This is a genomic window from Streptomyces sp. NPDC031466, from assembly GCF_055581265.1.
In genome coordinates, this window is record NZ_JBVIJT010000002.1 from 435453 (window position 1) to 461865 (window position 26413).

The 26413-nt window shown below is 70.7% G+C and carries 23 protein-coding genes; 18 read left to right on the forward strand and 5 right to left on the reverse strand.

What is annotated here, in order from left to right; all coding sequences use genetic code 11:
• Positions 1 to 4 precede the first annotated feature (4 nt).
• The 12 genes from ACZ5GP_RS04805 (at position 5) to ACZ5GP_RS04860 (ending at position 12419) form a co-directional block, all read left to right on the forward strand.
• A complete protein-coding gene (locus tag ACZ5GP_RS04805; RefSeq protein WP_468749405.1) occupies positions 5 to 1420 on the forward strand; it encodes a UDP-N-acetylmuramoyl-tripeptide--D-alanyl-D-alanine ligase in 1416 nt (471 codons plus the stop codon).
• Positions 1417 to 2487, forward strand: a complete 1071-nt coding sequence (gene mraY / locus ACZ5GP_RS04810; protein WP_358584294.1) for a phospho-N-acetylmuramoyl-pentapeptide-transferase — start codon at positions 1417 to 1419, stop codon at positions 2485 to 2487. The genes ACZ5GP_RS04805 and mraY overlap by 4 nt, the downstream gene beginning before the upstream one ends.
• Positions 2469 to 3908, forward strand: a complete 1440-nt coding sequence (gene murD / locus ACZ5GP_RS04815; RefSeq protein ID WP_468749406.1) for a UDP-N-acetylmuramoyl-L-alanine--D-glutamate ligase — start codon at positions 2469 to 2471, stop codon at positions 3906 to 3908. Before mraY ends, murD begins: the two co-directional genes overlap by 19 nt.
• A gap of 46 nt (positions 3909 to 3954) precedes the next feature.
• Positions 3955 to 5265 (forward strand): putative lipid II flippase FtsW, encoded by a 1311-nt coding sequence (ftsW, locus tag ACZ5GP_RS04820; protein WP_467464898.1) that lies wholly within the window; start codon positions 3955 to 3957, stop codon positions 5263 to 5265.
• Positions 5266 to 5271: 6 nt separating this feature from the next.
• Positions 5272 to 6366, forward strand: coding sequence for an undecaprenyldiphospho-muramoylpentapeptide beta-N-acetylglucosaminyltransferase (gene murG, locus ACZ5GP_RS04825; RefSeq protein WP_358584292.1), 1095 nt, complete (start codon positions 5272 to 5274; stop codon positions 6364 to 6366).
• Between the two features lie 14 nt (positions 6367 to 6380).
• Complete coding sequence (locus ACZ5GP_RS04830) at positions 6381 to 7169, forward strand: cell division protein FtsQ/DivIB (protein ID WP_468749407.1); 789 nt, start codon at positions 6381 to 6383, stop codon at positions 7167 to 7169.
• Positions 7170 to 7444: 275 nt separating this feature from the next.
• Positions 7445 to 8683, forward strand: a complete 1239-nt coding sequence (gene ftsZ, locus ACZ5GP_RS04835; RefSeq protein WP_468749408.1) for a cell division protein FtsZ — start codon at positions 7445 to 7447, stop codon at positions 8681 to 8683.
• Positions 8680 to 9411 carry a peptidoglycan editing factor PgeF gene (pgeF, locus tag ACZ5GP_RS04840; RefSeq protein WP_468749409.1) on the forward strand — a complete coding sequence of 244 codons (732 nt, stop codon included), beginning with the start codon at positions 8680 to 8682 and terminating at the stop codon, positions 9409 to 9411. The genes ftsZ and pgeF overlap by 4 nt, the downstream gene beginning before the upstream one ends.
• Before the next feature lie 6 nt (positions 9412 to 9417).
• Positions 9418 to 10137, forward strand: coding sequence for a YggS family pyridoxal phosphate-dependent enzyme (locus ACZ5GP_RS04845; protein WP_468749410.1), 720 nt, complete (start codon positions 9418 to 9420; stop codon positions 10135 to 10137).
• A 124-nt stretch (positions 10138 to 10261) separates the two neighbouring features.
• Complete coding sequence (locus tag ACZ5GP_RS04850; RefSeq protein ID WP_468749411.1) at positions 10262 to 10897, forward strand: cell division protein SepF; 636 nt, start codon at positions 10262 to 10264, stop codon at positions 10895 to 10897.
• 81 nt (positions 10898 to 10978) lie between these two features.
• Positions 10979 to 11263 carry a YggT family protein gene (locus ACZ5GP_RS04855; protein ID WP_358584286.1) on the forward strand — a complete coding sequence of 95 codons (285 nt, stop codon included), beginning with the start codon at positions 10979 to 10981 and terminating at the stop codon, positions 11261 to 11263.
• Between the two features lie 55 nt (positions 11264 to 11318).
• Positions 11319 to 12419: a DivIVA domain-containing protein gene (locus tag ACZ5GP_RS04860; RefSeq protein WP_358584285.1), complete on the forward strand. Its 1101-nt coding sequence runs from the start codon at positions 11319 to 11321 to the stop codon at positions 12417 to 12419.
• Between the two features lie 188 nt (positions 12420 to 12607).
• Here the strand turns inward: ACZ5GP_RS04860 and ileS are convergent, their stop codons facing one another.
• Positions 12608 to 15757: an isoleucine--tRNA ligase gene (gene ileS / locus ACZ5GP_RS04865; RefSeq protein WP_468749412.1), complete on the reverse strand. Its 3150-nt coding sequence runs from the start codon at positions 15755 to 15757 to the stop codon at positions 12608 to 12610.
• A 592-nt stretch (positions 15758 to 16349) separates the two neighbouring features.
• Between ileS and ACZ5GP_RS04870 the strand changes: the two genes are divergently transcribed.
• The 5 genes from ACZ5GP_RS04870 (at position 16350) to ACZ5GP_RS04890 (ending at position 21260) form a co-directional block, all read left to right on the forward strand.
• Positions 16350 to 17435 (forward strand): TraR/DksA family transcriptional regulator, encoded by a 1086-nt coding sequence (locus ACZ5GP_RS04870; protein ID WP_468749413.1) that lies wholly within the window; start codon positions 16350 to 16352, stop codon positions 17433 to 17435.
• Positions 17436 to 17513: 78 nt separating this feature from the next.
• A complete protein-coding gene (gene lspA / locus ACZ5GP_RS04875; protein ID WP_468749414.1) occupies positions 17514 to 18125 on the forward strand; it encodes a signal peptidase II in 612 nt (203 codons plus the stop codon).
• A gap of 70 nt (positions 18126 to 18195) precedes the next feature.
• Complete coding sequence (locus ACZ5GP_RS04880) at positions 18196 to 19137, forward strand: RluA family pseudouridine synthase (protein ID WP_358584281.1); 942 nt, start codon at positions 18196 to 18198, stop codon at positions 19135 to 19137.
• Positions 19134 to 19601, forward strand: a complete 468-nt coding sequence (locus ACZ5GP_RS04885) for a GNAT family N-acetyltransferase (protein WP_468749415.1) — start codon at positions 19134 to 19136, stop codon at positions 19599 to 19601. The genes ACZ5GP_RS04880 and ACZ5GP_RS04885 overlap by 4 nt, the downstream gene beginning before the upstream one ends.
• A gap of 72 nt (positions 19602 to 19673) precedes the next feature.
• Positions 19674 to 21260: a Na+/H+ antiporter gene (locus ACZ5GP_RS04890; protein ID WP_468749416.1), complete on the forward strand. Its 1587-nt coding sequence runs from the start codon at positions 19674 to 19676 to the stop codon at positions 21258 to 21260.
• A gap of 23 nt (positions 21261 to 21283) precedes the next feature.
• Here the strand turns inward: ACZ5GP_RS04890 and ACZ5GP_RS04895 are convergent, their stop codons facing one another.
• A complete protein-coding gene (locus ACZ5GP_RS04895; protein WP_468749417.1) occupies positions 21284 to 22375 on the reverse strand; it encodes a mechanosensitive ion channel family protein in 1092 nt (363 codons plus the stop codon).
• Between the two features lie 91 nt (positions 22376 to 22466).
• Here ACZ5GP_RS04895 and ACZ5GP_RS04900 point away from each other — a divergent pair, with 91 nt between their 5' ends.
• Positions 22467 to 23036, forward strand: coding sequence for a dienelactone hydrolase family protein (locus ACZ5GP_RS04900; RefSeq protein WP_358584277.1), 570 nt, complete (start codon positions 22467 to 22469; stop codon positions 23034 to 23036).
• Positions 23037 to 23088: 52 nt separating this feature from the next.
• Here ACZ5GP_RS04900 and ACZ5GP_RS04905 read toward each other — a convergent pair whose 3' ends face one another.
• From ACZ5GP_RS04905 to ACZ5GP_RS04915, 3 genes are all read right to left on the reverse strand, one after another.
• On the reverse strand, positions 23089 to 24756 hold the full coding sequence (locus ACZ5GP_RS04905) for an alkaline phosphatase D family protein (protein WP_468749418.1): 1668 nt from the start codon (positions 24754 to 24756) through the stop codon (positions 23089 to 23091).
• 92 nt (positions 24757 to 24848) lie between these two features.
• Positions 24849 to 25649 carry a DsbA family protein gene (locus ACZ5GP_RS04910; RefSeq protein WP_468749419.1) on the reverse strand — a complete coding sequence of 267 codons (801 nt, stop codon included), beginning with the start codon at positions 25647 to 25649 and terminating at the stop codon, positions 24849 to 24851.
• A 45-nt stretch (positions 25650 to 25694) separates the two neighbouring features.
• The gene (locus ACZ5GP_RS04915) at positions 25695 to 26381 is read right to left on the reverse strand and encodes a hypothetical protein (RefSeq protein WP_468749420.1); all 687 of its coding nucleotides are present in this window, start codon (positions 26379 to 26381) and stop codon (positions 25695 to 25697) included.
• Positions 26382 to 26413: the final 32 nt, after the last annotated feature.

Sequence of the window (26413 nt, forward strand, 5' to 3'; positions counted from 1 at the left end):
AGTTGTGATCGCCCTCTCCCTCGCCGAGATCGCCAGCGTCGTCGGCGGGCAGACGTACGACATACCGGATCCGGCCGTCCAGGTCACCGGACCCGTCGTCCGGGACTCCCGTGAAGTGGTGCCCGGCAGCCTCTTCGTCGCCTTCGTCGGTGAGCGCGTCGACGGCCACGACTACGCGGCCGACGTGGTCGCCGCGGGCGCGGTCGCCGTACTCGCCTCGCGGCCGGTCGGCGTGCCTGCCGTGGTCGTCGACGACGTGCAGGCGGCGCTCGGCGCCCTCGCACGCCACGTCGTGGAGCGGCTCGGCGCCACCTTGGTCGCGCTGACCGGCTCGGTCGGCAAGACCAGCTCCAAGGACCTGCTCGCGCAGGTGCTGCGGCGCAAGGCACCCACGGTCTTCACGCCGGGCTCCCTCAACAACGAGATCGGCCTGCCGCTGACCGCGCTCAGCGCCACGGACGAGACGCGCTTCCTCGTCCTGGAGATGGGAGCGCGCGGAATCGGCCATATTCGCTACCTCACCGAGCTCACACCGCCGAAGATCGGCCTCGTCCTGAACGTCGGCACCGCCCACATCGGCGAGTTCGGCGGCCGGGCGCAGATCGCGCAGGCAAAGGGCGAGTTGGTGGAGGCGCTGCCCGCGGACGGCGCCGCGATCCTCAACGCCGACGACCCGCTCGTACGCGCCATGGCCTCGCGCACGAAAGCACGCGTGCTGCTCTTCGGAGAGGCCGAGGACGCCGACGTACGTGCCGAGAATGTCCGGCTCACCACGATCGGGCAGCCCGCTTTTACGCTGCACACACCCTCCGGGTGCAGCGAAGTGACCTTGCGGCTGTACGGTGAGCACCACGTGTCGAACGCGCTTGCCGCGGCCGCCGTCGCCCATGAGCTGGGCATGTCCGTCGACGAGATCGCCCTCGCGCTCTCCGAGGCGGGCACGCTGTCCCGCTGGCGTATGGAGGTCACCGAGCGCCCGGACGGTGTGACGGTCGTCAACGACGCCTACAACGCGAACCCCGAGTCCATGCGAGCCGCCCTGCGCGCGCTCGCGGCGATCGGCAAGGGGCGCCGTACGTGGGCGGTGCTCGGTCAGATGGCCGAGCTCGGGGACGAGGGTCTCGCCGAGCACGACGCGGTCGGACGCCTTGCCGTCCGGCTCAACGTGAGCAAGCTCGTGGCAGTCGGGGGCAGGGAAGCGTCCTGGCTCCAACTGGGCGCATACAACGAGGGTTCGTGGGGTGAGGAGTCGGTGCACGTGTCCGACGCACAGGCGGCGATCGACCTGCTGCGCAGCGAGCTGCGCCCGGGAGACGTCGTGCTGGTGAAGGCGTCCAGGTCGGTCGGTCTGGAGCGGGTCGCCTCGGCGCTGCTCGAAGACGCCGCGGTGGCTTCTGAGGGGCAGGTCTCCGGCCGATGAGGCAGATCCTCTTCGCGGGTGTGATCGGGCTCTTCTTGACCCTGGTCGGCACTCCTCTGCTGATCAAGCTCCTGGCCCGCAAGGGCTATGGCCAGTTCATCCGGGACGACGGCCCGCGCGAGCACCACAGCAAGCGCGGTACGCCGACCATGGGTGGTATCGCCTTCATCCTGGCCACGCTCATCGCCTACTTCCTCACGAAGATCATCACGGGCACGGAGACCACGCTCTCCGGCCTGCTGGTGCTCTTCCTGATGGCGGGCATGGGCCTCGTCGGCTTCCTCGACGACTACATCAAGATCGTCAAGCAGCGTTCGCTCGGTCTGCGGGCCAAGGCGAAGATGGCCGGCCAGCTGATCGTCGGCATCGGCTTCGCCGTGCTGGCGCTGAACTGGCCGGACAACCGCAACCAGACCCCGGCCTCCACCAAGCTGTCGTTCGTCACGGACTTCGGCTGGTCGATCGGCCCGGTCCTGTTCGTGGTCTGGGCGCTGTTCATGATCCTCGCGATGTCGAACGGCGTGAACCTCACCGACGGCCTGGACGGCCTCGCCACCGGCGCCTCGGTGATGGTCTTCGGCGCCTACACCTTCATCGGTGTCTGGCAGTACCAGGAGTCCTGCGCCAACGCGACGACGCTGACCAACCCGCAGGCGTGCTTCGAGGTCAGGGACCCGCTCGACCTCGCGGTCGTGGCCTCCGCGCTGATGGGCGCCTGCTTCGGCTTCCTGTGGTGGAACACCTCGCCCGCCAAGATCTTCATGGGCGACACCGGTTCGCTCGCCCTCGGCGGCGCGCTCGCGGGCCTCGCGATCTGCTCCCGCACGGAGCTGCTCCTCGCGCTGCTCGGCGGCCTCTTCGTGATGATCACCATGTCGGTCGTCATCCAGGTCGGCTCCTTCAAGATGACCGGCAAGCGGGTCTTCCGCATGGCGCCACTCCAGCACCACTTCGAACTCAAGGGGTGGTCCGAGGTCCTTGTGGTGGTCCGCTTCTGGATCATCCAGGGCATGTGCGTGATCGTCGGCCTCGGTCTCTTCTACGCGGGATGGGCAGCCGAAAAGTGACCACCGCCTCTGACTGGCAGGGCAAGCACATCACCGTCGCCGGTCTCGGCGTGAGCGGCATCAGCGCCGCCCGCGCCCTGGCCGGCCTCGGCGCGCGGGTCACCGTCGTGGACGGCGGCTCGGGAGCGGCGCACGAGGAGCGCGCCGCCCCGCTGCGGGCCGAGGGCGTCTCCGTACGCCTGGGCGACGCCGAGACGCTGCCCGAGGGCAGCGACCTCGTGGTCACCTCGCCCGGCTGGAAGCCGTCCTCACCGCTGTTCGCGGCGGCCGCCGAGGCGGGCGTGGACGTCGTCGGTGACGTGGAGGTCGCCTGGCGGCTGCGCGGCCCGGACGCGGCCCCCTGGCTCGCCGTCACGGGCACCAACGGCAAGACCACGACGACGCGGATGCTCGCCTCGATCCTGACCGCGGGCGGCCTGCGCACGGTCGCCGTCGGCAACATCGGCACCCCCATCGTGGACGTGATCCTGGAGGGCGACGACGCCTACGACGTGCTCGCCGTCGAGCTGTCCTCCTACCAGCTGCACTGGGCGCCCTCCGTGCGCGCCCACTCCGCGGTGGTCCTCAACCTCGCGCCCGACCACCTCGACTGGCACGGCTCCATGGAGGCGTACGCCGCCGACAAGGGCCGCGTCTACGAGGGCAACCGCGTCGCCTGCGTCTACAACGTCTCCGACAAGGCCACCGAGGACCTGGTCCGCGACGCCGACGTCGAAGAGGGCTGCCGGGCCATCGGTTTCACGCTGAACGCGCCCGCGCCCTCGCAACTGGGCGTCGTGGACGGCATCCTGGTCGACCGTGCGTTCGTGCCGGACCGCCACAAGCAGGCGCAGGAGCTCGCCGAGATCTCCGACGTCAAGCCGCCCGCCCCGCACAACATCGCCAACGCGCTGGCGGCGGCGGCCCTCGCCCGCGCCTTCGGCGTCCAGGCGACGGCCGTGCGCGAGGGCCTGCGCGCCTTCCGCCCGGACGCCCACCGCATCGAGCACGTCGCCGACGTCGCCGAGGTCGCCTACGTCGACGACTCCAAGGCCACCAACACCCACGCGGCACAGGCGTCGTTGGCGGCCTACGAGTCGGTCGTCTGGATCGCGGGCGGCCTCGCCAAGGGCGCCACCTTCGACGAACTCGTCGTCGGGGCGGCCGAGCGGCTGCGCGGGGTCGTGCTGATCGGCGCCGACCGCGCGCTGATCCGCGAAGCCCTGGCGCGACACGCCCCCGAGGTCCCGGTGGTCGAGCTCGACCGGACCGACACTGGGGCGATGTCCGAGGCGGTACGCCGGGCGGCACAGCTGGCCCGGCCGGGGGACACCGTGCTGATGGCCCCGGCCTGTGCGTCGATGGACATGTTCACCAACTACAACAAGCGTGGTGAAGCGTTCGTGGACGCCGTCCGCGAACTCGGCTCCACGCGCGCCTGACCGGGCCGCGCCCGGCCGGCGCCGGGCACACCCTTGGGAGGGGAACGTGGCCAGGTCTTCCGTGAGGGTCGCCAGACGACCGGTTCCGGTACGCCCCGAAGGCGCCTGTCACCCTCCGGGCGAGAGCGGGCCCCGGCGGCTCTTCCACAGGGTCCGCCGGGCCTGGGACCGTCCGCTCACGGCGTATTACCTGATCTTCGGCAGCAGTCTGCTGATCACCGTGCTCGGCCTGGTGATGGTCTACTCCGCGTCGATGATCCAGGCGCTCCAGCTCGACCTGCCCGCCTCGTACTTCTTCCGCAAGCAGTTCGTCGCCGCCGTGCTGGGCGCGATCCTGCTGCTGCTCGCGATGCGGATGCCCGTCAAACTCCACCGGGCACTGGCCTATCCGATGCTCGCGGTGACCGTTTTCCTGATGGTCCTGGTGCAGATCCCGGGGATAGGGCGCAGCGTCAACGGCAACCAGAACTGGATCTACCTGGGCGGCCCCTTCCAGCTCCAGCCCAGTGAGTTCGGCAAGCTCGCCCTGGTGCTCTGGGGCGCCGACCTGCTCGCGCGCAAGCACGACAAGCGGCTGCTGACCCAGTGGAAACACATGCTGGTGCCGCTCGTGCCGGTCGCCTTCATGCTGCTCGGGCTCATCATGCTCGGCGGCGACATGGGCACCGCGATCATTCTCACCGCGATCCTTTTCGGCCTGTTGTGGCTCGCGGGCGCGCCCACCCGGCTGTTCGCCGGGGTGCTCGGCGTCGCGGCCCTGCTCGGTGTGATCCTCATCAAGACGAGCCCCAACCGCATGGCGCGGCTCGCCTGCATCGGCGCCACCGACCCGGGCCCCGGCGACCAGTGCTGGCAGGCCGTGCACGGCATCTACGCCCTGGCCTCCGGCGGATTCTTCGGTTCCGGTCTCGGCGCGAGTGTGGAAAAATGGGGTCAACTGCCTGAACCCCACACCGACTTCATCTTCGCCATCACCGGGGAGGAACTCGGTCTTGCGGGGACACTGTCGGTGCTCGCCCTGTTCGCGGCTCTAGGCTATGCGGGTATCCGCGTGGCCGGACGCACGGAGGACCCCTTCGTGAGGTATGCCGCGGGAGGCGTGACCACCTGGATCACGGCGCAGGCCGTGATCAATGTCGGTGCGGTGCTCGGTCTGCTGCCGATCGCCGGTGTCCCGCTCCCGCTGTTCTCCTACGGGGGTTCGGCCCTGCTGCCGACCATGTTCGCCATCGGGCTCCTCATCGCCTTCGCGCGATCGGACCCCGCTGCGAAGGCGGCCCTGGCCATGCGGCAACCTCGGGTGAGATGGAACACGATGCGACGGCGCGTCAAGGCGCGTTCGTCCGGAGAGCGGTGAATTTCGGTGCATGTCGTACTCGCCGGCGGGGGGACCGCCGGCCACATCGAGCCCGCGCTCGCCCTCGCGGACGCCCTGCGGAGGCAGGACCCGACCGTGGGCATCACGGCCCTGGGCACGGAGCGCGGACTCGAGACCCGGCTCGTACCGGAGCGGGGCTACGAACTCGCGCTGATCCCGGCCGTCCCCCTGCCCCGCAAGCCCACCCCTGAGCTGATCACCGTGCCGGGACGGCTGCGCGGCACCATCAAGGCGGCCGAGCAGATCCTGGAGCGCACCAAGGCGGACTGCGTCGTCGGCTTCGGCGGCTACGTCGCCCTGCCCGGCTATCTCGCGGCCAAGCGGGCCGGGGTGCCGATCGTGGTGCACGAGGCCAACGCGCGGCCCGGACTCGCCAACAAGATCGGTTCGCGGTACGCCCACGGGGTGGCCGTCGCCACCCCCGACAGCAAGCTGCGCAACTCCCGCTACATCGGCATCCCGCTGCGGCACACGATCGCCACGCTCGACCGGGCCCGGGTCCGCCCGGAGGCGCGCGCCGCCTTCGGTCTCGACCCCAACCTGCCGACCCTGCTCGTCTCCGGCGGCTCCCAGGGCGCGCGGCGGCTCAACGAGGTCGTCCAGCAGGTCGCCCCGGTGCTCCAGCGCGCGGGCATCCAGATCCTGCACGCGGTCGGCCCGAAGAACGAATTGCCGCAGGTGCACCAGATGCCGGGGATGCCCCCGTACATCCCGGTACCGTACGTGGACCGGATGGACCTCGCGTACGCGGCGGCCGACATGATGCTCTGCCGCGCGGGCGCGATGACCGTCGCCGAACTCTCCGCCGTCGGGCTCCCCGCCGCCTACGTACCGCTGCCGATCGGCAACGGCGAACAGCGGCTCAACGCCCAGCCGGTGGTCAAGGCGGGCGGTGGACTGCTGGTGGACGACGCGGAACTGACGCCCGAGTGGGTGCAGGGCAACGTGCTGCCCGTGCTGGCCGATCCGCACCGGCTGTACGAGATGTCCCGCGCGGCCTCGGAGTTCGGCCGCAGGGACGCCGACGAGCTGCTCGTCGGCATGGTGTACGAGGCGATTGCGGCACGCCGCAACGCGTGAGAGGGCAGGGGACCGTGGCCGGACCGATCACCGCCGAACGGCAGCAGAAGAAGTCCGGCCCGCCCCGCCCGCAGCGCGTCCGGCGCCTGACGCCGCGTTCGCGCGCCCTGATCGCGGGCGGGGTCCTCGCCGCGCTCGTCACGGCCGGGGCCCTGTGGGTGCTCTACGGCTCGCAGTGGCTGCGCCTGGAGCGGGTGACGGCCTCGGGCACCCAGGTGCTCACGGCCCAGGAGGTGCTCGACGCGGCGCGGGCCCCGGTCGGGGACCCGCTGGTCTCGGTCGACACGGACGCCCTGGAGAGCCGTCTCCGCGCGAAATTGCCCCGCATCGACTCGGTCGAGGCCGTCCGGTCCTGGCCGCACGAGATCAGTCTCGAAGTGACGGAACGCAAGCCGGCCCTCGTCATCGAAAAGGGCGGAAAGTTCGTCGAAGTGGACGGTGAGGGAGTGCGATTCGCCACGGTCGAGCACGCCCCCAAGGGCATCCCGCATCTCGAACTGACGCCGGATCGGCGCAGCGCGGCCGCGAGCCTGCGCCGGTTCGGCACCGACCGACTGCTGCGCGAGGCGGTGCGGGTCACCGGCGACCTGCCCGAAGCCGTCGCCCGTGACACCCGCGAGGTCAAGGTCCGTTCGTACGACTCCATCTCGCTGGAGTTGAGCGGTGGTCGCACGGTCGTGTGGGGCAGCGGCGAGAAGGGGCGTACGAAAGCCACTACCCTCAGCTCGCTGATGAAAGCGGCACCCAGGGCACGGCACTTCGATGTGAGCGTCCCCACGGCCCCTGCGTCATCAGGGAGTTGACGTGTATCTGTGCAGGCCAGCACCCTGGTTCGGCATCGCTACGGCTGATCACATAGGGTGAAAAGAAAAACGGGAGGTTCGGCGTGTTCGTTGAACGTGCGCCACTTGTCGACTTAGTGTCCTGTTCGGAAGAGTCCAGAGAACAGACACACTGGTAACCCTAAACTTCAGCGTTAGGGTTCGGGTCGGCGTTCGGACCGTCCCATTCGGCATCAGTCGCCGCCTCGCACACCTGCGAAACGGCGACACGTAACTCGAGGCGAGAGGCCTTCGACGTGGCAGCACCGCAGAACTACCTCGCAGTCATCAAAGTCATCGGTGTCGGCGGCGGTGGTGTCAATGCCATCAACCGGATGATCGAGGTCGGTCTCAAGGGCGTCGAGTTCATCGCCATCAACACCGACGCGCAAGCCCTGTTGATGAGCGACGCCGACGTCAAGCTCGACGTCGGCCGTGAACTCACCCGCGGCCTCGGCGCCGGCGCCAACCCGGCAGTCGGCCGCAAGGCCGCAGAGGACCACCGCGAGGAGATCGAGGAGGTCCTCAAGGGGGCCGACATGGTCTTCGTCACCGCCGGCGAAGGCGGCGGCACCGGAACGGGCGGCGCACCTGTCGTCGCCAACATCGCGCGCTCGCTCGGCGCCCTCACCATCGGTGTGGTCACCCGGCCCTTCACCTTCGAGGGCCGCCGCCGCGCCAACCAGGCCGAGGACGGCATCGCGGAGCTGCGCGAAGAGGTCGACACCCTCATCGTCATCCCCAATGACCGACTGCTGTCCATCTCGGACCGCCAGGTCTCCGTCCTCGACGCCTTCAAGTCGGCGGACCAGGTCCTGCTCTCCGGCGTCCAGGGCATCACCGACCTCATCACGACCCCGGGCCTGATCAACCTCGACTTCGCCGACGTCAAGTCGGTCATGTCCGAGGCGGGTTCGGCGCTCATGGGCATCGGCTCGGCCCGCGGCGACGACCGCGCGGTCGCGGCGGCCGAGATGGCGATCTCCTCACCGCTCCTGGAGGCGTCCATCGACGGCGCCCGCGGTGTGCTGCTCTCCATCTCCGGCGGCTCCGACCTCGGCCTCTTCGAGATCAACGAAGCAGCCCAACTGGTCAGCGAGGCCGCGCACCCCGAGGCCAACATCATCTTCGGCGCGGTCATCGACGACGCGCTCGGCGACGAGGTCAGGGTCACCGTCATCGCGGCGGGCTTCGACGGCGGGCAGCCGCCGTCGAAGCGGGACACCGTCCTCAGCTCGGCGTCCGGATCGGCCAAGCGCGACGAGCCGGCGCCCTCCGCGCCCTCGCGTCCCGCCGCCGAGTCGCCCCGCCCGGCCTTCGGCGGACTCGGCAGCGTCACCACGCGCGACGAGCAGTCCTCGGCACCGGAGCCCGCGGAGACGGCCCCGGCGAGCGAGGCCCCGGCCACGCCCGCCGCCCCGCCGCAGGTTCCGCCGGCCCGTCCCTACCAGGACAGCCAGGCCGAGGAGCTGGACGTGCCGGACTTCTTGAAGTGATAAGCGAGCACAGCACCGAGAGCGGCGCGCACTTCGCCTTCACCGACCGGTGGGGCGGGGTGAGCGCCGTTCCGTACGAAGAGCTCAATCTCGGCGGCGCGGTCGGCGACGACGCCGGCGCCGTGCGGGAGAACCGGACGTTGGCCGCCGAGTCCCTCGGCCTGGACCCGGCCCGGGTGGTGTGGATGAACCAGGTGCACGGCCGCGATGTCGTCGTGGTCGACGGCCCCTGGGGCTCCGAGGCCGAGATCCCGGCCGTCGACGCGGTGGTGACCGCCCGCAGGGGAGTGGCGCTCGCCGTCCTGACCGCCGACTGCACCCCGGTCCTGCTGGCCGACCCGGTCGCCAAGGTCGCGGCGGCGGCGCACGCCGGTCGCCCCGGCATGGTGGCGGGCGTCGTGCCGGCCGCCGTCGCGGCCATGGTCGAGCTCGGCGCGGACCCGGAGCGGATCCTCGCCCGTACCGGACCCGCCGTCTGCGGGCGCTGTTACGAGGTGCCCGAGGCGATGCGCGCCGAGGTCGCTGCCGTCGAGCCCGCGGCGCACGCCGTGACGAGTTGGGGCACGCCGGCGCTCGACGTGAGCGCGGGGGTGCACGCCCAACTGGAGCGGCTCGGGGTGCACGACCGGGCGCGATCGCCGGTGTGCACCCGGGAATCCGGCGACCACTTCTCCTACCGCCGCGACCGTACGACCGGTCGGCTCGCGGGCTATGTCTGGCTGGACTGATAGGAAATGACGGACCGTAAGCAGCAACTCGCCGACAACCTGGCGAAGGTCGAGGAGCGCATCGCCGCGGCGTGCGCGGCGGCCGGTCGGGCGCGCGAGGAAGTGACCCTCATCGTGGTCACCAAGACCTACCCCGCGAGCGATGTGCGGATTCTCTCGGAACTGGGCGTGCGTCATGTCGCGGAGAACCGCGACCAGGACGCGGCGCCGAAGGCAGCCGAGTGCACGGATCTCCCCCTTTCCTGGCACTTCGTGGGCCAGTTGCAGACCAACAAGGTCCGTTCCGTGGTCGGTTATGCCGATCTGGTGCAGTCCGTCGACCGACCGAGGCTCGTCACCGCGCTCTCGGCGGCGGCGGTGCGCGCGGAGCGGGAGCTGGGCTGCCTGATCCAGGTCGCGCTCGACGCCGGGGAGAACGGCCGGGGGGAGCGCGGGGGCGTGGGCCCCGGCGGAATCGAAGAGTTGGCCGACCTCGTGGCGGGGGCGCCGGGACTGCGGCTCGACGGTCTGATGACCGTCGCCCCGCTCACCGGACCGTACGCCGGTCGGCAGCGGGCGGCCTTCGAGCGATTGGTGGAATTCTCAACCCTCATGCGCGCGAACCATCCTGCTGCGAACATGGTGTCGGCAGGGATGAGCGCGGACCTCGAACAGGCCGTTGCGGCCGGGGCGACACATGTGCGCGTCGGTACGGCGGTACTCGGAGTGCGCCCCGGGCTCGGGTAACGTCGCCAAGAAGTCGGACCACAGCAGAAAATATGGTCATTCCCGCTGCTGAGCGGGGATACCTCGTGGATCGCGGGCAGTTGGTGACGACAGCCGATCCACCACAGAGCGGAGGACTCAGAGCATGGCCGGCGCGATGCGCAAGATGGCGGTCTACCTCGGCCTCGTGGAGGACGATGGGTACGACGGTCCGGGGTTCGACCCCGATGACGAGTTCGAACCCGAGCCGGAGCCGGAGCGCGACCGCAGGCGGCATGAACCGCCCCACCAGTCGCACCAGGCTCACCAGTCGCAACGGGACGAATCGGTACGAGTGGTGCAGCCACCCGCCCCCCGTGAGCCAGCGGCCCATTCCACTTCGCTGGCCGCGGAATCCGGACGTCCGGCACGAATCGCCCCCGTGGCATCCATCACACCTGAACGTCAGAGCCTGGAGAAGAACGCACCGGTGATCATGCCCAAGGTCGTGTCCGAGCGGGAGCCCTACCGCATCACCACATTGCACCCGCGGACCTACAACGAGGCCCGTACCATCGGGGAACACTTCCGCGAGGGCACTCCGGTGATCATGAATCTGACCGAGATGGACGACACCGACGCGAAGCGACTTGTCGACTTTGCCGCCGGTTTGGTCTTCGGTCTGCATGGCAGCATTGAACGAGTGACGCAGAAGGTGTTCCTGTTGTCGCCTGCTAACGTCGATGTAACGGCGGAGGACAAGGCTCGCATCGCAGAGGGCGGGTTCTTCAACCAGAGCTGAGACGTAAGTGACGCAGTAGTTGCCGTAGACGCAGTACCGGAACGACGAAGCACGAGTAACAGGGGAGAGGGAACCGCGGACATGAGCGTGGTCGTGCAGGTGCTTTACATCGCGCTGATGTGCTTCCTCATCGTGCTGATCTTCCGACTGGTCATGGACTACGTCTTCCAGTTCGCCCGCTCATGGCAACCCGGCAAGCCGATGGTGGTCGTTCTGGAGGCCACCTACACTGTCACTGATCCACCGCTCAAGCTCTTGCGGCGGTTCATTCCGCCGCTGCGTCTCGGGGGCGTGGCGCTCGACCTGTCCTTCTTCGTACTGATGATCATCGTCTACATCCTGATCCACGTCGTGAGTCAGCTGTGAGCGCGATGTCTAATACGGTCTTGCCGAATGCCGACGACTACGTTGAGGTGAAGAGATGCCGTTGACCCCCGAGGACGTGCGGAACAAACAGTTCACGACCGTCCGCCTCCGAGAAGGCTATGACGAGGACGAGGTCGATGCCTTCCTCGATGAGGTCGAAGCCGAACTGACCCGCCTGCTCCGCGAGAACGAGGACCTGCGCGCCAAGCTGGCGGCCGCCACGCGTGCCGCCGCGCAGAACCAGCAGCAGGGCGGAATGCGCAAGGGTCCCGACGGGCCGCAGGACCAGCGCGGTCCCGGCGCCCCGGTGCCCGCCGCTATATCGGGTCCGCAGCCGGTCCCGCCGCAGCAGCAGATGGGTGGCCCCATGGGCGGCCCGCCGCAGCTGCCCGGCGGCGCACCGCAGCTGCCCGCAGGCCCCAGCGGCCACGGCCAGGGGCACCCGCAGGGTGGTCCGCAGGGCCCCGGCCCGATGGGTCAGGGTCCGATGGGCGGCCCCATGGGTGGTCCCATGGGTGGCCACGGCCCGCAGATGTCGCAGGGTGGGCAGGGCCCCGGCGGTGACAGTGCCGCTCGCGTGCTGTCCCTGGCGCAGCAGACCGCCGACCAGGCGATCGCGGAGGCCCGTTCCGAGGCCAACAAGATCGTCGGCGAGGCTCGTTCGCGCGCCGAGGGGCTGGAGCGCGACGCCCGTGCCAAGGCCGACGCCCTGGAGCGGGACGCGCAGGAGAAGCACCGCGTCGCGATGGGCTCCCTGGAGTCCGCTCGCGCCACGCTGGAGCGCAAGGTCGAGGACCTGCGCGGCTTCGAGCGCGAGTACCGCACGCGTCTGAAGTCCTACCTGGAGTCGCAGCTGCGCCAGCTGGAGACCCAGGCCGACGACTCGCTGGCTCCGCCGCGCACTCCGGCCACCGCCTCGCTGCCGCCGTCCCCGGCGCCGTCGATGGCTCCGGCCGGCGCGGGTGCCCCGTCCTACGGCGGCAACCAGTCGATGGGTGGCAACCAGGGCCAGGGCGGTCCGTCCTACGGCGGGCAGCAGCAGATGTCCCCGGCGATGACCCAGCCGATGGCGCCGGTGCGGCCGCAGGGGCAGCAGCCCATGCAGCAGGCCCCGTCGCCGATGCGTGGCTTCCTCATCGACGAGGACGACAACTGACGGGCGGGACCACGCCCTAGGCGTCGGCAGCGTTCAGGGCCCGGGCCCCCGGATTTTCCGGGGGCCCGGCCCTTTTCCGTCCCCTGCTTTTCCGTCCCCCGCGCGGAGTCGCGTACCCGACACGGACGCGTACGCGAAAGGCCCGGTTCCGCCGAGATCTTCGGCGGAACCGGGCCTTCGTACGAGCCTTACGCCTTGCGGAGGCGGAACGTCAGCTTCAGGGAGTCGTCCGTGAACGGCTGCCCGAAGGTGTCGTCCGCCTCACCTTCGGCGAAGTCCGTGGCGAGCACCTCGTCCGCGATGAGGCCCGCGTGCTCGGCCAGGGCCGTACCCACCGCCGGCTCGGTGGAGGTCCAGCGCAGGGCGATCCGGTCCGCCACGTCCAGGCCGCTGTTCTTTCGGGCCTCCTGGATCAGACGGATGGCGTCCCGGGCCAGGCCCGCACGGCGCAGCTCGTCCGTCAGCTCCAGGTCCAGGGCGACCGTGGCACCGGAGTCGGACGCCACCGACCAGCCCTCGCGCGGGGTCTCCGTGATGATGACCTCGTCGGGGGCGAGGGTCACCTTCTCGCCGTCGACCTCGACGAAGGCCGTGCCCTCGCGCAGGGCCAGCGACAGCGCGGCCGCGTCGGCCTCGGCGACGGCCTTGGCGACCGCCTGGACGCCCTTGCCGAAACGCTTGCCGAGGGCACGGAAGTTGGCCTTGGCGGTCGTGTCGACCAGTGAACCGCCGACTTCGGAGAGCGACGCCAGGGCCGAGACGTTGAGCTCCTCCGTGATCTGCGCGCGCAGCTCGGGGCCCAGCGCCTCGAAGCCGGACGCCGCGACGAGCGCGCGCGACAGCGGCTGGCGCGTCTTGACGCCCGACTCGGCGCGCGAGGCACGGCCGAGTTCGACCAGGCGCCGCACCAGGACCATCTGCCGGGACAGCTCCGGGTCGATGGCGGACAGGTCCGCCTGGGGCCAGGAGGACAGGTGCACGGACTCCGGGGCGTCCGGGGTCACCGGGACGATCAGGTCCTGCCAGACGCGCTCGGTGATGAACGGCGTCAGCGGGGCCATCAGGCGCGTGACCGTCTCGACGGCCTCGTGCAGGGTGCGCAGGGCCGCCTTGTCGCCCTGCCAGAAGCGGCGACGGGAGCGGCGTACGTACCAGTTGGAGAGGTTGTCCACGAAGCCGGACAGGAGCTTGCCCGCGCGCTGGGTGTCGTAGCCCTCCAGGGCCTCGGTGACCTGGTCGGTGAGCGCGTGCAGTTCGCTGAGCAGCCAGCGGTCCAGGAGCGGGCGGTCGGCGGGCGCCGGGTCGGCGTCGCTCGGGGCCCACTTCGACGTACGGGCGTACAGCGCCTGGAAGGCGACCGTGTTCCAGTACGTGAGGAGGGTCTTGCGGACGACCTCCTGGATGGTGCCGTGGCCCACGCGGCGGGCCGCCCACGGGGAACCGCCGGCCGCCATGAACCAGCGCACCGCGTCGGCGCCGTGCTGGTCCATGAGCGGGATGGGCTGGAGGATGTTGCCCAGGTGCTTGGACATCTTGCGGCCGTCCTCGGCGAGGATGTGGCCGAGGCAGACCACGTTCTCGTAGGACGACTTGTCGAAGACCAGGGTGCCGATGGCCATCAGCGTGTAGAACCAGCCGCGGGTCTGGTCGATGGCCTCCGAGATGAACTGCGCCGGGTAGCGGCTCTCGAACAGCTCCTTGTTCTTGTACGGGTATCCCCACTGCGCGAACGGCATCGAGCCCGAGTCGTACCAGGCGTCGATGACCTCCGGCACGCGCGTGGCCGTGCCGTCGCACTCGGGGCACGCGAACGTGACCTCGTCGATGAACGGGCGGTGGGGGTCGAGGCCCGACTGGTCGGTGCCGGTCAGCTCGCTCAGTTCCGCGCGCGAGCCGACGCAGGTGAGGTGGCCTTCCTCACAGCGCCAGATGGGCAGCGGAGTGCCCCAGTAGCGGTTGCGGGACAGCGCCCAGTCGACGTTGTTGTTCAGCCAGTCGCCGAAGCGGCCGTGCTTGACCGAGTCGGGGAACCAGTTGGTCTGCTCGTTCTGCTGGAGGAGCTTGTCCTTGACGGCCGTGGTGCGGATGTACCAGGACGGCTGCGCGTAGTAGAGCAGGGCCGTGTGGCAGCGCCAGCAGTGCGGGTAGCTGTGCTCGTACGCGATGTGCTTGAAGAGCAGGTCGCGGTCGGCGAGGTCCTTGGTGAGGGTCTCGTCCGCCTTCTTGAAGAAGACGCCGCCCACGAGGGGGAGGTCCTCCTCGAAGGTGCCGTCGGGGCGGACCGGGTTGACGACCGGCAGGCCGTAGGCGCGGCAGACCTTGAGGTCGTCCTCGCCGAAGGCGGGGGACTGGTGGACGAGGCCGGTGCCGTCCTCGGTGGTGACGTACTCGGCGTTGACCACGAAGTGCGCCGGAGCCGGGAACTCCACCAGGTCGAACGGGCGTTGGTAGGTCCAGCGCTCCATCTCGGCGCCGGTGAAGGTCTCGCCGGTCACCGTCCACTCCTCGCCGAGGGCCTTCTCGACGAGCGGCTGGGCGACGACCAGCTTCTCGGGGTTCTCCGAGCCCTTCGTCGCGACGACGTAGGTGACGTCGGGGTGCGCGGCGACAGCGGTGTTGGAGACGAGCGTCCAGGGCGTCGTCGTCCAGACCAGGAGGGCGGCCTCGCCCGCGAGGGGACCGGAGGTGAGCGGGAAACGGACGTAGACGGACGGGTCGACGACCGTCTCGTAGCCCTGTGCCAGCTCGTGGTCGGACAGACCCGTGCCGCACCGCGGGCACCAAGGGGCGACGCGGTGGTCCTGGACGAGGAGGTCCTTCTTGAAGATCTCCTTCAGGGACCACCAGACCGAATCGACGTACTCCGGGTTCATCGTCCGGTACGCGTCGTCCAGGTCGACCCAGTAGCCCATGCGGGTCGTCAGCTCGGTGAAGGCGTCGGTGTGCCGGGTGACGGACTCGCGGCACTTGGCGTTGAACTCGGCGATGCCGTACGCCTCGATGTCCTTCTTGCCGTTGAAGCCCAGCTCCTTCTCGACCGCGAGCTCCACGGGCAGGCCGTGGCAGTCCCAGCCGGCCTTGCGGGCCACGTGGTAGCCCCGCATGGTGCGAAAGCGCGGGAAGACGTCCTTGAAGACCCGGGCCTCGATGTGGTGGGCGCCCGGCATGCCGTTGGCGGTGGGCGGGCCCTCGTAGAACACCCACTCGGGGCGGCCCTCGGACTGCTCCAGGCTCTTGGCGAAGATCTTCTGCTCGCGCCAGAAGTCGAGCACGGCGTGCTCAAGGGCGGGCAGGTCGACCTGGGCGGGCACCTGGCGGTACTGCGGCGGCGTATTCAACGAGCTCCTCCGGCGGATGTGCTGCCTTCCGTCGGAGGGACGAGAGCTGTGTGCGCCTGGTGCGGCGCGCTCCCGCGGTACCACCCTCCTTGGCCCTCCGGGGCGGGGTCCGCGCCGGTGAGCCCCCTCATTGGGGTCGCGATACCGGGTCTACCGACCGGGGCCCGCGGGCCTCGGCTTTCTTCCGGCGGCTCCGGGGTGATCTTCGCGTCGCGCTCGCCCCCGGGCTCACACCGTCCCCGGGTCGCTCATGGCTGCGTACGCCGCTACTCGTCCCCATCCACGCTTCTCGCTGCAGCCCAGTGTACGGCGCCCGGGGAGGGGCGGCCGACCGGTTTTCGCGGAGCCTCGCGGGGCGGTCCGCGAAGAGCCGGCGTGACCCGAATGGCGACACGGGGGCGAGTGGATCCCCGCGCGCGCCGGTCGGCGGATTACCACGCGGGGAGTTGGGCACAACGCTTGCAGACTCGCCGCGCGGGACCGGTGCGGCGGGCGGATCGGGCGGCGTGCCCCGTTGCCGCGGGCCTGGAGTCGATTTATCGTCCCAGCACGATTCGCGTGCAAGATCACAATATGTGAAGGGGCCGCGGCCATGGTGGCGAAGAAGACCGCCGTACAGCAGTCGGCGTCCGGCAGATCCACAGGCGCGGCCGCGGCGACGGCCAAGGATGTGAGCGGCAAGAAGGCGGTGTCCGGCGCTGCCGAGAAGACGGTCGCCAAGAAGACGGCGGCGGCGAAGAAGGCAGTCGCCAAGGAGACGGCCGTGAAGAAGGCCGTCGCCGAGAAGGTCACCGCTGAGAAAGCCGCCTCCAAGAAGGCGACCGCCAAGAAAGCCACCGCTAAGAAGGCGGTGGCCAAGAAGGCGAACGTTAAGAAGATGGCCGTTGAGAAAGCGACCGCTAGGAAGGTCACCTCTAAGGAGTCTGCGGCCGGGGTGGCAGCCGGTGAGGAAACGGTTGCCCCGTCGGAGGCGGCGACCGCACACGAGCCGGTGGCGGCGGACACGGACGCGGACGCGGTCACTGAGAGCGCTGCCAAGAAGACGCCCCCGCCGAAGAGGACGGCGGCCGGGAAGACGGCCGCGAAGAAGACCGTCGCCAAGAAGAGCACGGCCAAGAAGAGCACCGCCAAGAAGACGGTCGCGTCCGCGGCCGAGGATGCGGCTGAGGCCGCGGAGACGACGGGAGCCACGACAGTGGTTGCGAAGAAGACTCCGGGCACGGCGACCGCCGAGGCGCAGTCGACGGCAGTGCCCAAGGCGCGTGGCGCCGCGGCGGGGCCCGGCGGGCTCGCGGTCCGCGCGGGCGAGGACCCCTGGACTCCGGAGGAGGTCGACGAGGCCCGCGCGGAACTGCAGAGCGAGTCGCTGCGGCTGACCGCGGAGATCGCCGCCTCGGAGAAGGCCCTGGCGGGCCTGATGCGGGACTCCGGTGACGGCGCGGGCGACGACGAGGCGGACACCGGCACGAAGAACATCACCCGCGAGCACGAGATGTCCCTGGCCGCCAACGCGCGCGAGATGCTCGACCAGACCGAGCGCGCCCTGGAACGCCTCGACGCGGGCACGTACGGCCTCTGCGAGAACTGCGGGAACCCGATCGGCAAGGCGCGGATGCAGGCCTTCCCGCGCGCGACCCTGTGCGTGGAGTGCAAGCAGAAGCAGGAACGGCGCTCCTGAGCGTGGGCTGGACGCCTGGCCCCGTACGCGTGTGCCGTACCCTCGTCCCCAGTCAGGTACCTAGGTTGAGGGACTCACGTGGCAGAGGCGGAGCGCATCATCGGTACGCCGGACATCCCTGAGACGGCCGGGGACGAGCCGGAGCGGTCCGGCTCGGTCTCCGACGGGACGGCGGACACGGGCGAGGGCGGCGACCGGCCCAAGGGCGGGCGCAAGATCGCCGTACTGTTCGCGGTGGCCGCCTTCGCGTACGCCTGCGACCTGGTCAGCAAGATGATCGTGGTCGCGAAGCTGGAGCACCACGACGCGATCGACATCGTCGGCGACTGGCTCCGCTTCAACGCGATCCGCAACGCCGGCGCCGCCTTCGGGTTCGGCGAGGCCTTCACGATCATCTTCACGTGCATCGCGGCGGCGGTCATCGTGGTGATCGCCCGGCTCGCCCGGAAGCTCTACAGCCTGCCGTGGGCCATCGCGCTCGGCCTGCTCCTGGGCGGCGCGCTCGGCAACCTCACCGACCGGATCTTCCGCGCGCCCGGCGTCTTCGAGGGCGCGGTGGTCGACTTCATCGCCCCCAAGGGCTTCGCGGTCTTCAACCTCGCGGACTCCGCGATCGTCTGCGGCGGCATCCTGATCGTGCTGCTGTCCTTCCGGGGACTCGACCCGGACGGCACCGTCCACAAGGACTGAGCCCGTCCCGGGGTCGAGCGCGACGGGCCCGTGGTGCGGGGGTGCCGGTGGGCTCCTGCATACTCAATGGGTGAGCACGATTCCCGAGATCCGCACCCTGCCCGTGCCGGACGGCCTGGAGGGCGAGCGCGTCGACGCCGCCATCTCGCGCATGTTCGGCTTCTCCCGTACGAAGGCCGCCGAGCTCGCCGCGGCGGGGAAGGTCGCGGTCGACGGCTCGGTGGTCGGCAAGTCCGAGCGGGTGCACGGCGGCGCCTGGCTGGAAGTGGAGATGCCCCAGGCACCCGCTCCGGTGCAGGTCGTGGCCGAGCCCGTGGAGGGCATGGAGATCGTGCACGACGACGACGACATCGTCGTGATCGTCAAGCCGGTCGGCGTCGCCGCGCACCCGAGCCCCGGCTGGACCGGCACGACCGTGATCGGCGGCCTCGCCGCCGCCGGGTACCGCGTCTCGACCTCCGGCGCCGCCGAGCGCCAGGGCATCGTGCACCGCCTGGACGTGGGCACCTCCGGCCTGATGGTGGTCGCCAAGTCGGAGCGGGCGTACACCTCGCTGAAGCGCCAGTTCAAGGAGCGCACGGTCGACAAGCGCTACAACGCGCTGGTCCAGGGCCACCCCGACCCCATGAGCGGCACCATCGACGCCCCCATCGGCCGCCACCCGAACCACGACTACAAGTGGGCGGTCACGGCCGAGGGCAAGCCCTCCGTCACGCACTACGACCTCATCGAGGCCTTCCGGGCCGCCTCCCTGCTCGACATCAAGCTGGAGACGGGCCGCACCCACCAGATCCGCGTGCACATGTCCGCGCACCGCCACCCCTGCGTGGGCGACCTGACGTACGGCGCGGACCCGACGCTCGGCAAGCGGCTCGGCCTCACCCGGCAGTGGCTGCACGCCGTCCGGCTCGGCTTCGAGCACCCGGGTGACGGCCAGTGGGTGGAGTACGAGAGCGGCTACCCCGACGACCTCCAGCAGGCGCTGGACCGGGTGCGGGCGGAGAGTTCGTGACCGGTGTGACGATCCGGGTCGCGCGGGAGGCCGCCGACCTGGAGGCCTGTTTCGCCCTCCGCAAGGCCGTCTTCGTCGCCGAGCAGCAGGTGCCCGAGGAGATCGAGTACGACGCGTACGACGCCGGGGCGGTGCACGTCCTGGCCGTGCGCGAGGACGGCGTCCCGCTCGGCACGGGCCGGCTGCTGACCGGCGAGGCGGCGGCCGCCAAGAACGGCGGGGACGCCGGGGTGGGCGCGCTCGGCCGGCTCGCGGTGACGGCGACCGCGCGTGGCCTCGGCGTCGGCGCGGCCCTCGTCGGGGCCATCGAGGACGCGGCACGCGCGCGCGGGCTGACGGCGGTCGACCTGCACGCCCAGACCCACGCCGTGGGGTTCTACGAGCGCCTGGGGTACGAGGCGTACGGACCGGAGTTCCCCGACGCCGGGATTGAGCATCGAGCCATGCGCAAGCCGCTGCGCTGAACGCGTCGGGCGCCGCCGCGTGGCAGGGTTGAGTCTTGATCGTTGGAGTCTCGACCGCCCGGAGGGCGCACCGTGGATCAACTGGCGCTGCTGCTCGTCCTGCTGCTGGGAGCGGTGGTCACGGTCCCCTTGGGGGAGCGGCTCGGCCTGCCCGCGCCCATCCTGATGACGCTGGCGGGGATCGGCATGGCCCTGCTGCCGTTCGTGCCGAACGTCGAGATCCCGCCCGACTACATCCTTCCGTTGATTCTGCCGCCGCTGCTCTACGCCTCCGTGCAGCGCACCTCGTGGCGCCAGTTCGCGGCCAACCGGCGGCCCATCTTCCTGCTCGCCGTGGCACTGGTCTTCGTGACCACGGCGGCCGTCGCCGCGATGGCGGGCGCCATCGTCCCCGGTCTGCCGATCGCCGCGGCCGTCGCGCTCGGGGCGCTCGTCGCGCCGCCGGACCCCGTCGCCGCGACCGCCGTTGCGGGCTCGCTGGGGCTGCCCCGCAGGCTCGTGTCGATCCTGGAGGGCGAGGGCCTCTTCAACGACGTCACGGCGATCGTGCTCTACCACGTGGCGATCGCGGCGGCGGTGAGCGGGACGTTCTCCTGGCCGTCCGCCGCCGGGCAGCTGGTGCTCTCCGCCGTGGTGGCGGTGCTCGTCGGGCTCGCGCTCGGCTGGGTGACGAACAAGCTCATGGGGCTGCTCGGCGACGCCATCCTGCAGACCGGCCTGACGCTGCTCGTGCCGTTCGTCAGCTATGTGCTGGCCGAGGAGCTGCTCGGCTCCGGTGTGCTGGCCGTCCTCACCACCGCGCTCTACCTCGCGGAGAACGCGGTCGACGCCGACGACGTGCTCGGCCGCATCACCGGGCAGACCTTCTGGCAGATCGTCGACACCCTGGTCACCGGCGCCGCGTTCGGGCTCATCGGCCTGGAGCTGCACAACGTCTTCGGCATCGCGAGCGGCCGCGAGTGGGAGATGTTCGGCTGGGGCGCGGCGGTCGTCGGCGTCGTCGTCGGCGTACGGCTGCTGTGGCTGCTGCCCGCGACCTGGCTCGCCAAGCGCCTGCACAAGCGCCGGGACTACGACGAGGACATCCCGACGACCTGGCGCGAGACCGTGGTCATGTGGTGGGCCGGCATGCGCGGCGTGGCGTCGGTGGCCCTGGCGCTCGCCATCCCGCTCAAGACGGACGACGGGGCTCCGTTCCCGGCCCGCGACGAGATCATCTTCATCGCGTTCTGCGTGATCATGGCGACGCTCGTCGCCCAGGGGCTCACGCTGCCCTGGCTGGTGCGAAGGCTCGGGGTGCGGGCCGACACCGACGCGGAGCGGGAGCTGGAGCGGGCGCTCGCGGTGCGCGCCGCCAAGGCCGCCAAGCGCCGCCTGAAGGAGATCGAGGAGGTCGAGGAACTCCCGGAGGAGATCTCCGAGCGGCTGCTGCGCGGCGCGTTCGACATCGGGGCGAGGATCAGCCCGGACGTGGTCGACGAGGAGCGGCGGGCGCGGTACGCCAAGCGCGTGGACCGCATGAAGGCCGTCCAGCGCATCCAGCGCGAGATGATGTCCGCCGCCCGCCACGAGGTCCTCGCCGCGCGCAGCGAGCCCGGCGCCGACCCGGAGGTCGTCGACCGGGTGCTGCACCACCTCGACGTACGCAGCCTGCGCTGACCCCGCCCGCGCGGCCCGCCGGGTCAGCCGCGGCCGGTCCGCGGCGCCTTCGACGCCAGGTGCAGCGGGCGGTGGCCGTTCGGCGTGGGCTCCGCCGAGGCCGTGGTGATCTTGGGCAGGGCGTACGGATGGTGTTCCGTCAGCCACTGGATCAGCTGTTCGCGCACGGTGACCCGGACGGTCCAGATGTCGTCGGCGTCCTTGGCGGTGACCAGGGCGCGCACCTGCAGGGTGCTCGGTGTCGTGTCGGTCACGGCGAGACCCCAGTCCCGGCCGTCCCAGGCCGCGCAGTCGCGCAGGATGTCCCGGAGCTTGTCGCGCATCTGGTGGACCGGCGCCGAGTGGTCCAGGTGGAAGAAGACCGTGCCGGTCATCTGCGCGCCGCCGCGGGACCAGTTCTCGAACGGCTTCGACGTGAAGTACGACACGGGCATCGTGATCCGGCGCTCGTCCCAGGTCCGTACGGCGAGGAAGGTCAGGGTGATCTCCTCCACGGTGCCCCACTCGCCGTCCACCACGACGGTGTCCCCTATGCGCACCATGTCGCCGAAGGCGATCTGCAGGCCCGCGAAGAGGTTGCCGAGGGTGGACTGGGCGGCGACACCGGCGACGATGCCGAGGATGCCCGCCGAGGCCAACAGCGAGGTGCCGGCCGCCTGCATGGCGGGGAAGGTGAGCAGCATCGCGGCCACCGCCACGACGCCGACGATCGCGGAGACGACGCGCTGGATGAGCGTCACCTGCGTACGGACCCGGCGGACCCGGGCCGGGTCGCGGTGGACCGTGGCGTAGCGGGCGTAGGAGGACTCCACTATCGCTGCGGCGATCCGGACGACCAGCCAGGCCGTGGAGCCGATGAGGATGAGGGACAGGGCCCGCTCGATGGCCGCCGTGTGGTCCTTGCCGATCCTGGCCTGCCCGTAGGAGCCTCTCACCAGGGCGGTGCACAGGACGAGGTGGAAGGGCACGCGGCAGCGCCGCAGCAGGCCCCACAGCGGGGTCTCGTGATGCCGTTCGTCGGCCCTGCGCAAAGCGAAGTCGACCAGCCAGCCGACCACCACTGTGAGCACGACCGAGCCGCCGATCACGATCAACGGACGCAGTACGTTCTCCATGCCCCCGAGGGTAGGGGCACCCGGGGGTGTCCTCGGCACGGCCCCCGTGACCAGGGCGGGAAGGGGCGTGGCCGGATGGCACGATGTCTCCATGAACATCATGCTTTTCCACTCGACGTACGGGCTGCGGCCCGCGGTCCACGCGGCGGCGGACCGGCTGCGCGCCGAGGGGCACGAGGTCTGGACACCGGACCTGTTCGGCGGACGCACCTTCGACGACGTCGAGGACGGAAGGGCCTTCCAGGACGAGCTGGGCAAGGACGAACTCCTGAAGCGGGCGATCCTCGCCGCCGCCCCCTACTCCGAGCGGGGCCTGGTGTACGCGGGCTTCTCCCTCGGCGCCGCGACCGCGCAGACCCTCGCGCTCGGCGACGAGAAGGCGCGCGGCCTGCTGCTCCTGCACGGCACGTCCGACATCGCGGAGAACGTGTCCGTGGACGAGCTGCCGGTGCAGCTGCACGTGGCGGAGCCCGACCCGTTCGAGACGGACGACTGGCTCAGCGCCTGGTATCTCCGGATGGGCCGGGCCGGCGCCGACGTGGAGGTCTACCGCTACCCGGGCGCGGGACACCTCTACACCGACCCCGGCCTCGACGACTACGACGCGGCGGCCGCCGAGGACACGTGGCGCACGGCGATCGGCTTCCTGGAGACGCTGTGACGCGGTGACGCACTGACGCGGTGACCGTCGGAGCGTCGGGACCGCCAGTGGGTCAGCGCACGGGCTCGTCCGCCCGCTCGACCTTCTGCGTGCCGCTGCGCGTGCGGTACGAGCGCAGCCAGGACGAGGTCGCCCCGGGGTCGGTCCGGTCGGACAGGGCGTAGTAGTCCATCTGCGAGCGCTCCGCGGTGATGTCCAGGACGCCGTAGCCGTGCGAGTCCATGTCCAGCCACTTCACGTGGCGGTTGGCCGCCTTGAGGGCGAGCGCGGCCGCCAGGGAGACCGTGTGCGGGGCGACGTGGAGCATGTCGTCGATGTTGTCGGAGCTCACCGAGGTGACCACGAACTCCGTGGCCGCGGAGTGGCTCAGGGGATAGGTGGCCGCCTTGACCGGCACGTCGTTCGCCCACGCCATGTGGATGTCACCGGTCAGGAAGACGGTGTTGCGGATGTCGTTGTCGCGCAGGTGATCGATGAGTTCCTTGCGGTCGTCCGTGTAGCCGTCCCACTGGTCGACGTTGATGGCCAGGCCCTCCTGGGGCAGGCCCAGCAGCTTGGCGAGGGGCTTGAGGAGGTGCGCGGGCAGGGCGCCGAAGGCGACCGGCGAGATCATCACCGAGGTGCCGACCAGCTTCCAGGCGGCGTCCGAGGCCGCGAGGCCCGACTTGAGCCAGTCGAGCTGCGCGCGGCCGGTGAGCGTACGGTCCGGGTCGTCCACCGCGCCGCTGCCGGTGCTCGCCTGCTCGGAGCGGAAGGAGCGCAGGTCGAGCAGGTGCAGATCGGCCAGCTTGCCGAAGCGGACGCGGCGGTAGACCGTGCCCTCGGTGGAGGGGCGTACGGGCATCCACTCGAAGTAGGCCTGCTTGGCCGCGGCCATGCGCGCCGCCCAGGGGCCCTCCGTCCCGGCGGAGTGGTTCACCGCGCCGCCCGACCAGGCGTTGTCGGCGAACTCGTGGTCGTCCCAGATCGCGATGACCGGGTGCGTGGCGTGCATCGCCAGCGCGTCGGGGTCGGTCTTGTGCAGGCCGTGCCGGACGCGGTAGTCGGCGAGCGTGACGATCTCGTGCCGGGGTTCGTGGGGGCGTACGACGTTCTCGGCGGCCGGGTACTCGCCGCTGCGGTACTCGTACATGTAGTCGCCGAGGTGCAGGACCGCGTCCAGTTCGGTGCGGGCCGCGAGGTGGCGGTACGCCGAGAAGTAGCCCGCCTCCCAGTTGGCGCAGGACACCACGCCGAACCGGACGCCGTGTGCCGAGGCGTCGTACGCGGGGGTGGTCCTGGTGCGGCCCACGGGGGAATGGGCCGGGGAGGCGTCGCCCGCGGAGAAGCGGAAGTAATAGGTGGCCGCCGGGAGCAAGCCCCTTACATCGGCCTTGACCGTGTGGTCGGACTCCGCCCGCGCCGTGGTGCTGCCGCGACCGACGACCCTGGAGAAGCCCTTGTCCTCGGCTATCTCCCAACGGACCTCGGTGTCGGGCCCCTTGCCCGACCCGGGCACGGCCTCCGGAGTGGGCGTCACACGGGTCCACAGCAGGACGCCGTCGGGCAGCGGGTCTCCCGAGGCGACGCCGTGGTGGAAGGCCGGCCCGTCCGCGGCATGCGCGGGGACGGCGGCGAGCGAGGCGCCGAGGGCGGCGGTGGCGGCCGCGGCCTTGACGACGGTACGGCGGCTCGGGGCCGAGGCGTCGAGCGGCAGGTGATCTTGGTTTCGACTGGTCACGGGCGATCACGATACTGATCGGTAATCGCCGGAGGGGGCGAACCGGCCAAGTCCGCCCCCCTACTCGACACGTCAGGCGCGCTCGCCTGCTGCTACTTCGTCACGCCCGCCTTCTTCAGCGCGGCCTTCCAGGCGTCGTCGGTCTTCGGCGTCTCGACGACCTTGTCGTTGATCTTGATGGTGGGGGTGGACTCCACGCCCTCGGCCGACTGGAAGGAGTCGCTCATCTTCAGGGCCCAGGGGTCGAAGGTGCCCTTCTCGACGGCGCTCCGGAACTTCTTGTTGTTCTTGAGGGCGTCCACGGTGTTCGCCACCTTGAGCAGGTACTCGTCCTTCGCGAACTTGTCGGTGGACTCCGACGGGTGGTACTTCGCCGAGTACAGGGCGGTCTTGTACTCCAGGAACGCCTCGGGGCTGACGTTCAGAGCGGCGCCGAGCGCGCTGAGGGCGTTCTTCGAGCCCTCTCCGGAGAGGTTGTTGTCGAGGAACGTCCCGATGGTGAAGGTCAGCTTGTAGTCGCCGTCCTTCATGCCCTTGTCGATCGCGTCGCCGATGGACTGCTCCATGGCGGCGCAACCGGGGCAGCGCGGGTCCTCGTACAGGTGGACCGTGTTCTTGGCGGCGGACTCGCCGATCGTGACCTTGGTGCCGTTCGTGCCCGAGGAGTTCGCCGGGGCGACCACCTTCGCGTCGGCGGCCTCCTCCCACTTCGAGGGCTGGTTGGACTGCATGACGGCGTAGCCGACGCCGCCGGCGATGGCGAGGACCGCGACGATCGAGACACCGACGATCATCGCGCGCTTGCGCTTCTCGCGCTTGCGCTCGGCCTCCTGCTGGAGGCGGATCCGCTCACGGGCGGCGGACTTGGCGGCCTGGCTGTTGCGCTGGCTCATGATCTTTTTCTCCGTGTGGGTGAACTGCGTGGGGGTGTGTCGTGCTCAGGCGAAGGCGGCCGAGCACGGCGGCCCCCGCCGCCCCACGCAGTGCACCAGCAGGCGTGTGCGCGGCACATGCGCCCGGCGCTCGGGGCGCGGAAGGCGCCGCGCGGGCGGCCGGGCGGCGCCCACGGAGGCGACCGCGAGCAGCAGCGGCCGGAAGGTCGCCCCGGCGACCGCGCGCAGCAGCTGGGCCAGCGCCCGCTCGCCGCGCCGCAGCCAGGCCGCCGCCACCAGACCCACCCCGACGTGCGCCCCGAGCAGAAGCCAGGCGGCGCTCGGCTCGGCGTCGGCGAGCAGCGCCGCGGCACCGGCGTGGCTGTCGGCGGTCATCCGGGCCAGCGGGGTCCCTACGGGCGTCCCGCCGCACAGCACGTCGAAGCCGACGGAGCGCAGCGGGCCCGCCACCGGGCCGCCCGCCTCGCCGTAGCAGACGTGCTGTCCGGCGGTGAACACCGTGTCGGCGGCCAGCTCCGCCGGGATCAGCAGGGCGGCGATCCGCCCGTAGCCGCGCTCGCGTCCCGCCAGGGCGTACGCGAGGACGAAGACGGCGGCGGCGATGGCCGCGACGGTGGCCGGCGGCAGGGGGACCCGGGACAGCAGCACGTGCGACGCGGCGGAGAGCGTCACGACGAGTGCCGTGAACAGCGCCGCGCGCACGGCTCTGAGCGGGGTCCCGGATATGTCCATCGCGGAGGAGTGTGCCACGAGTTCCTGTAGGC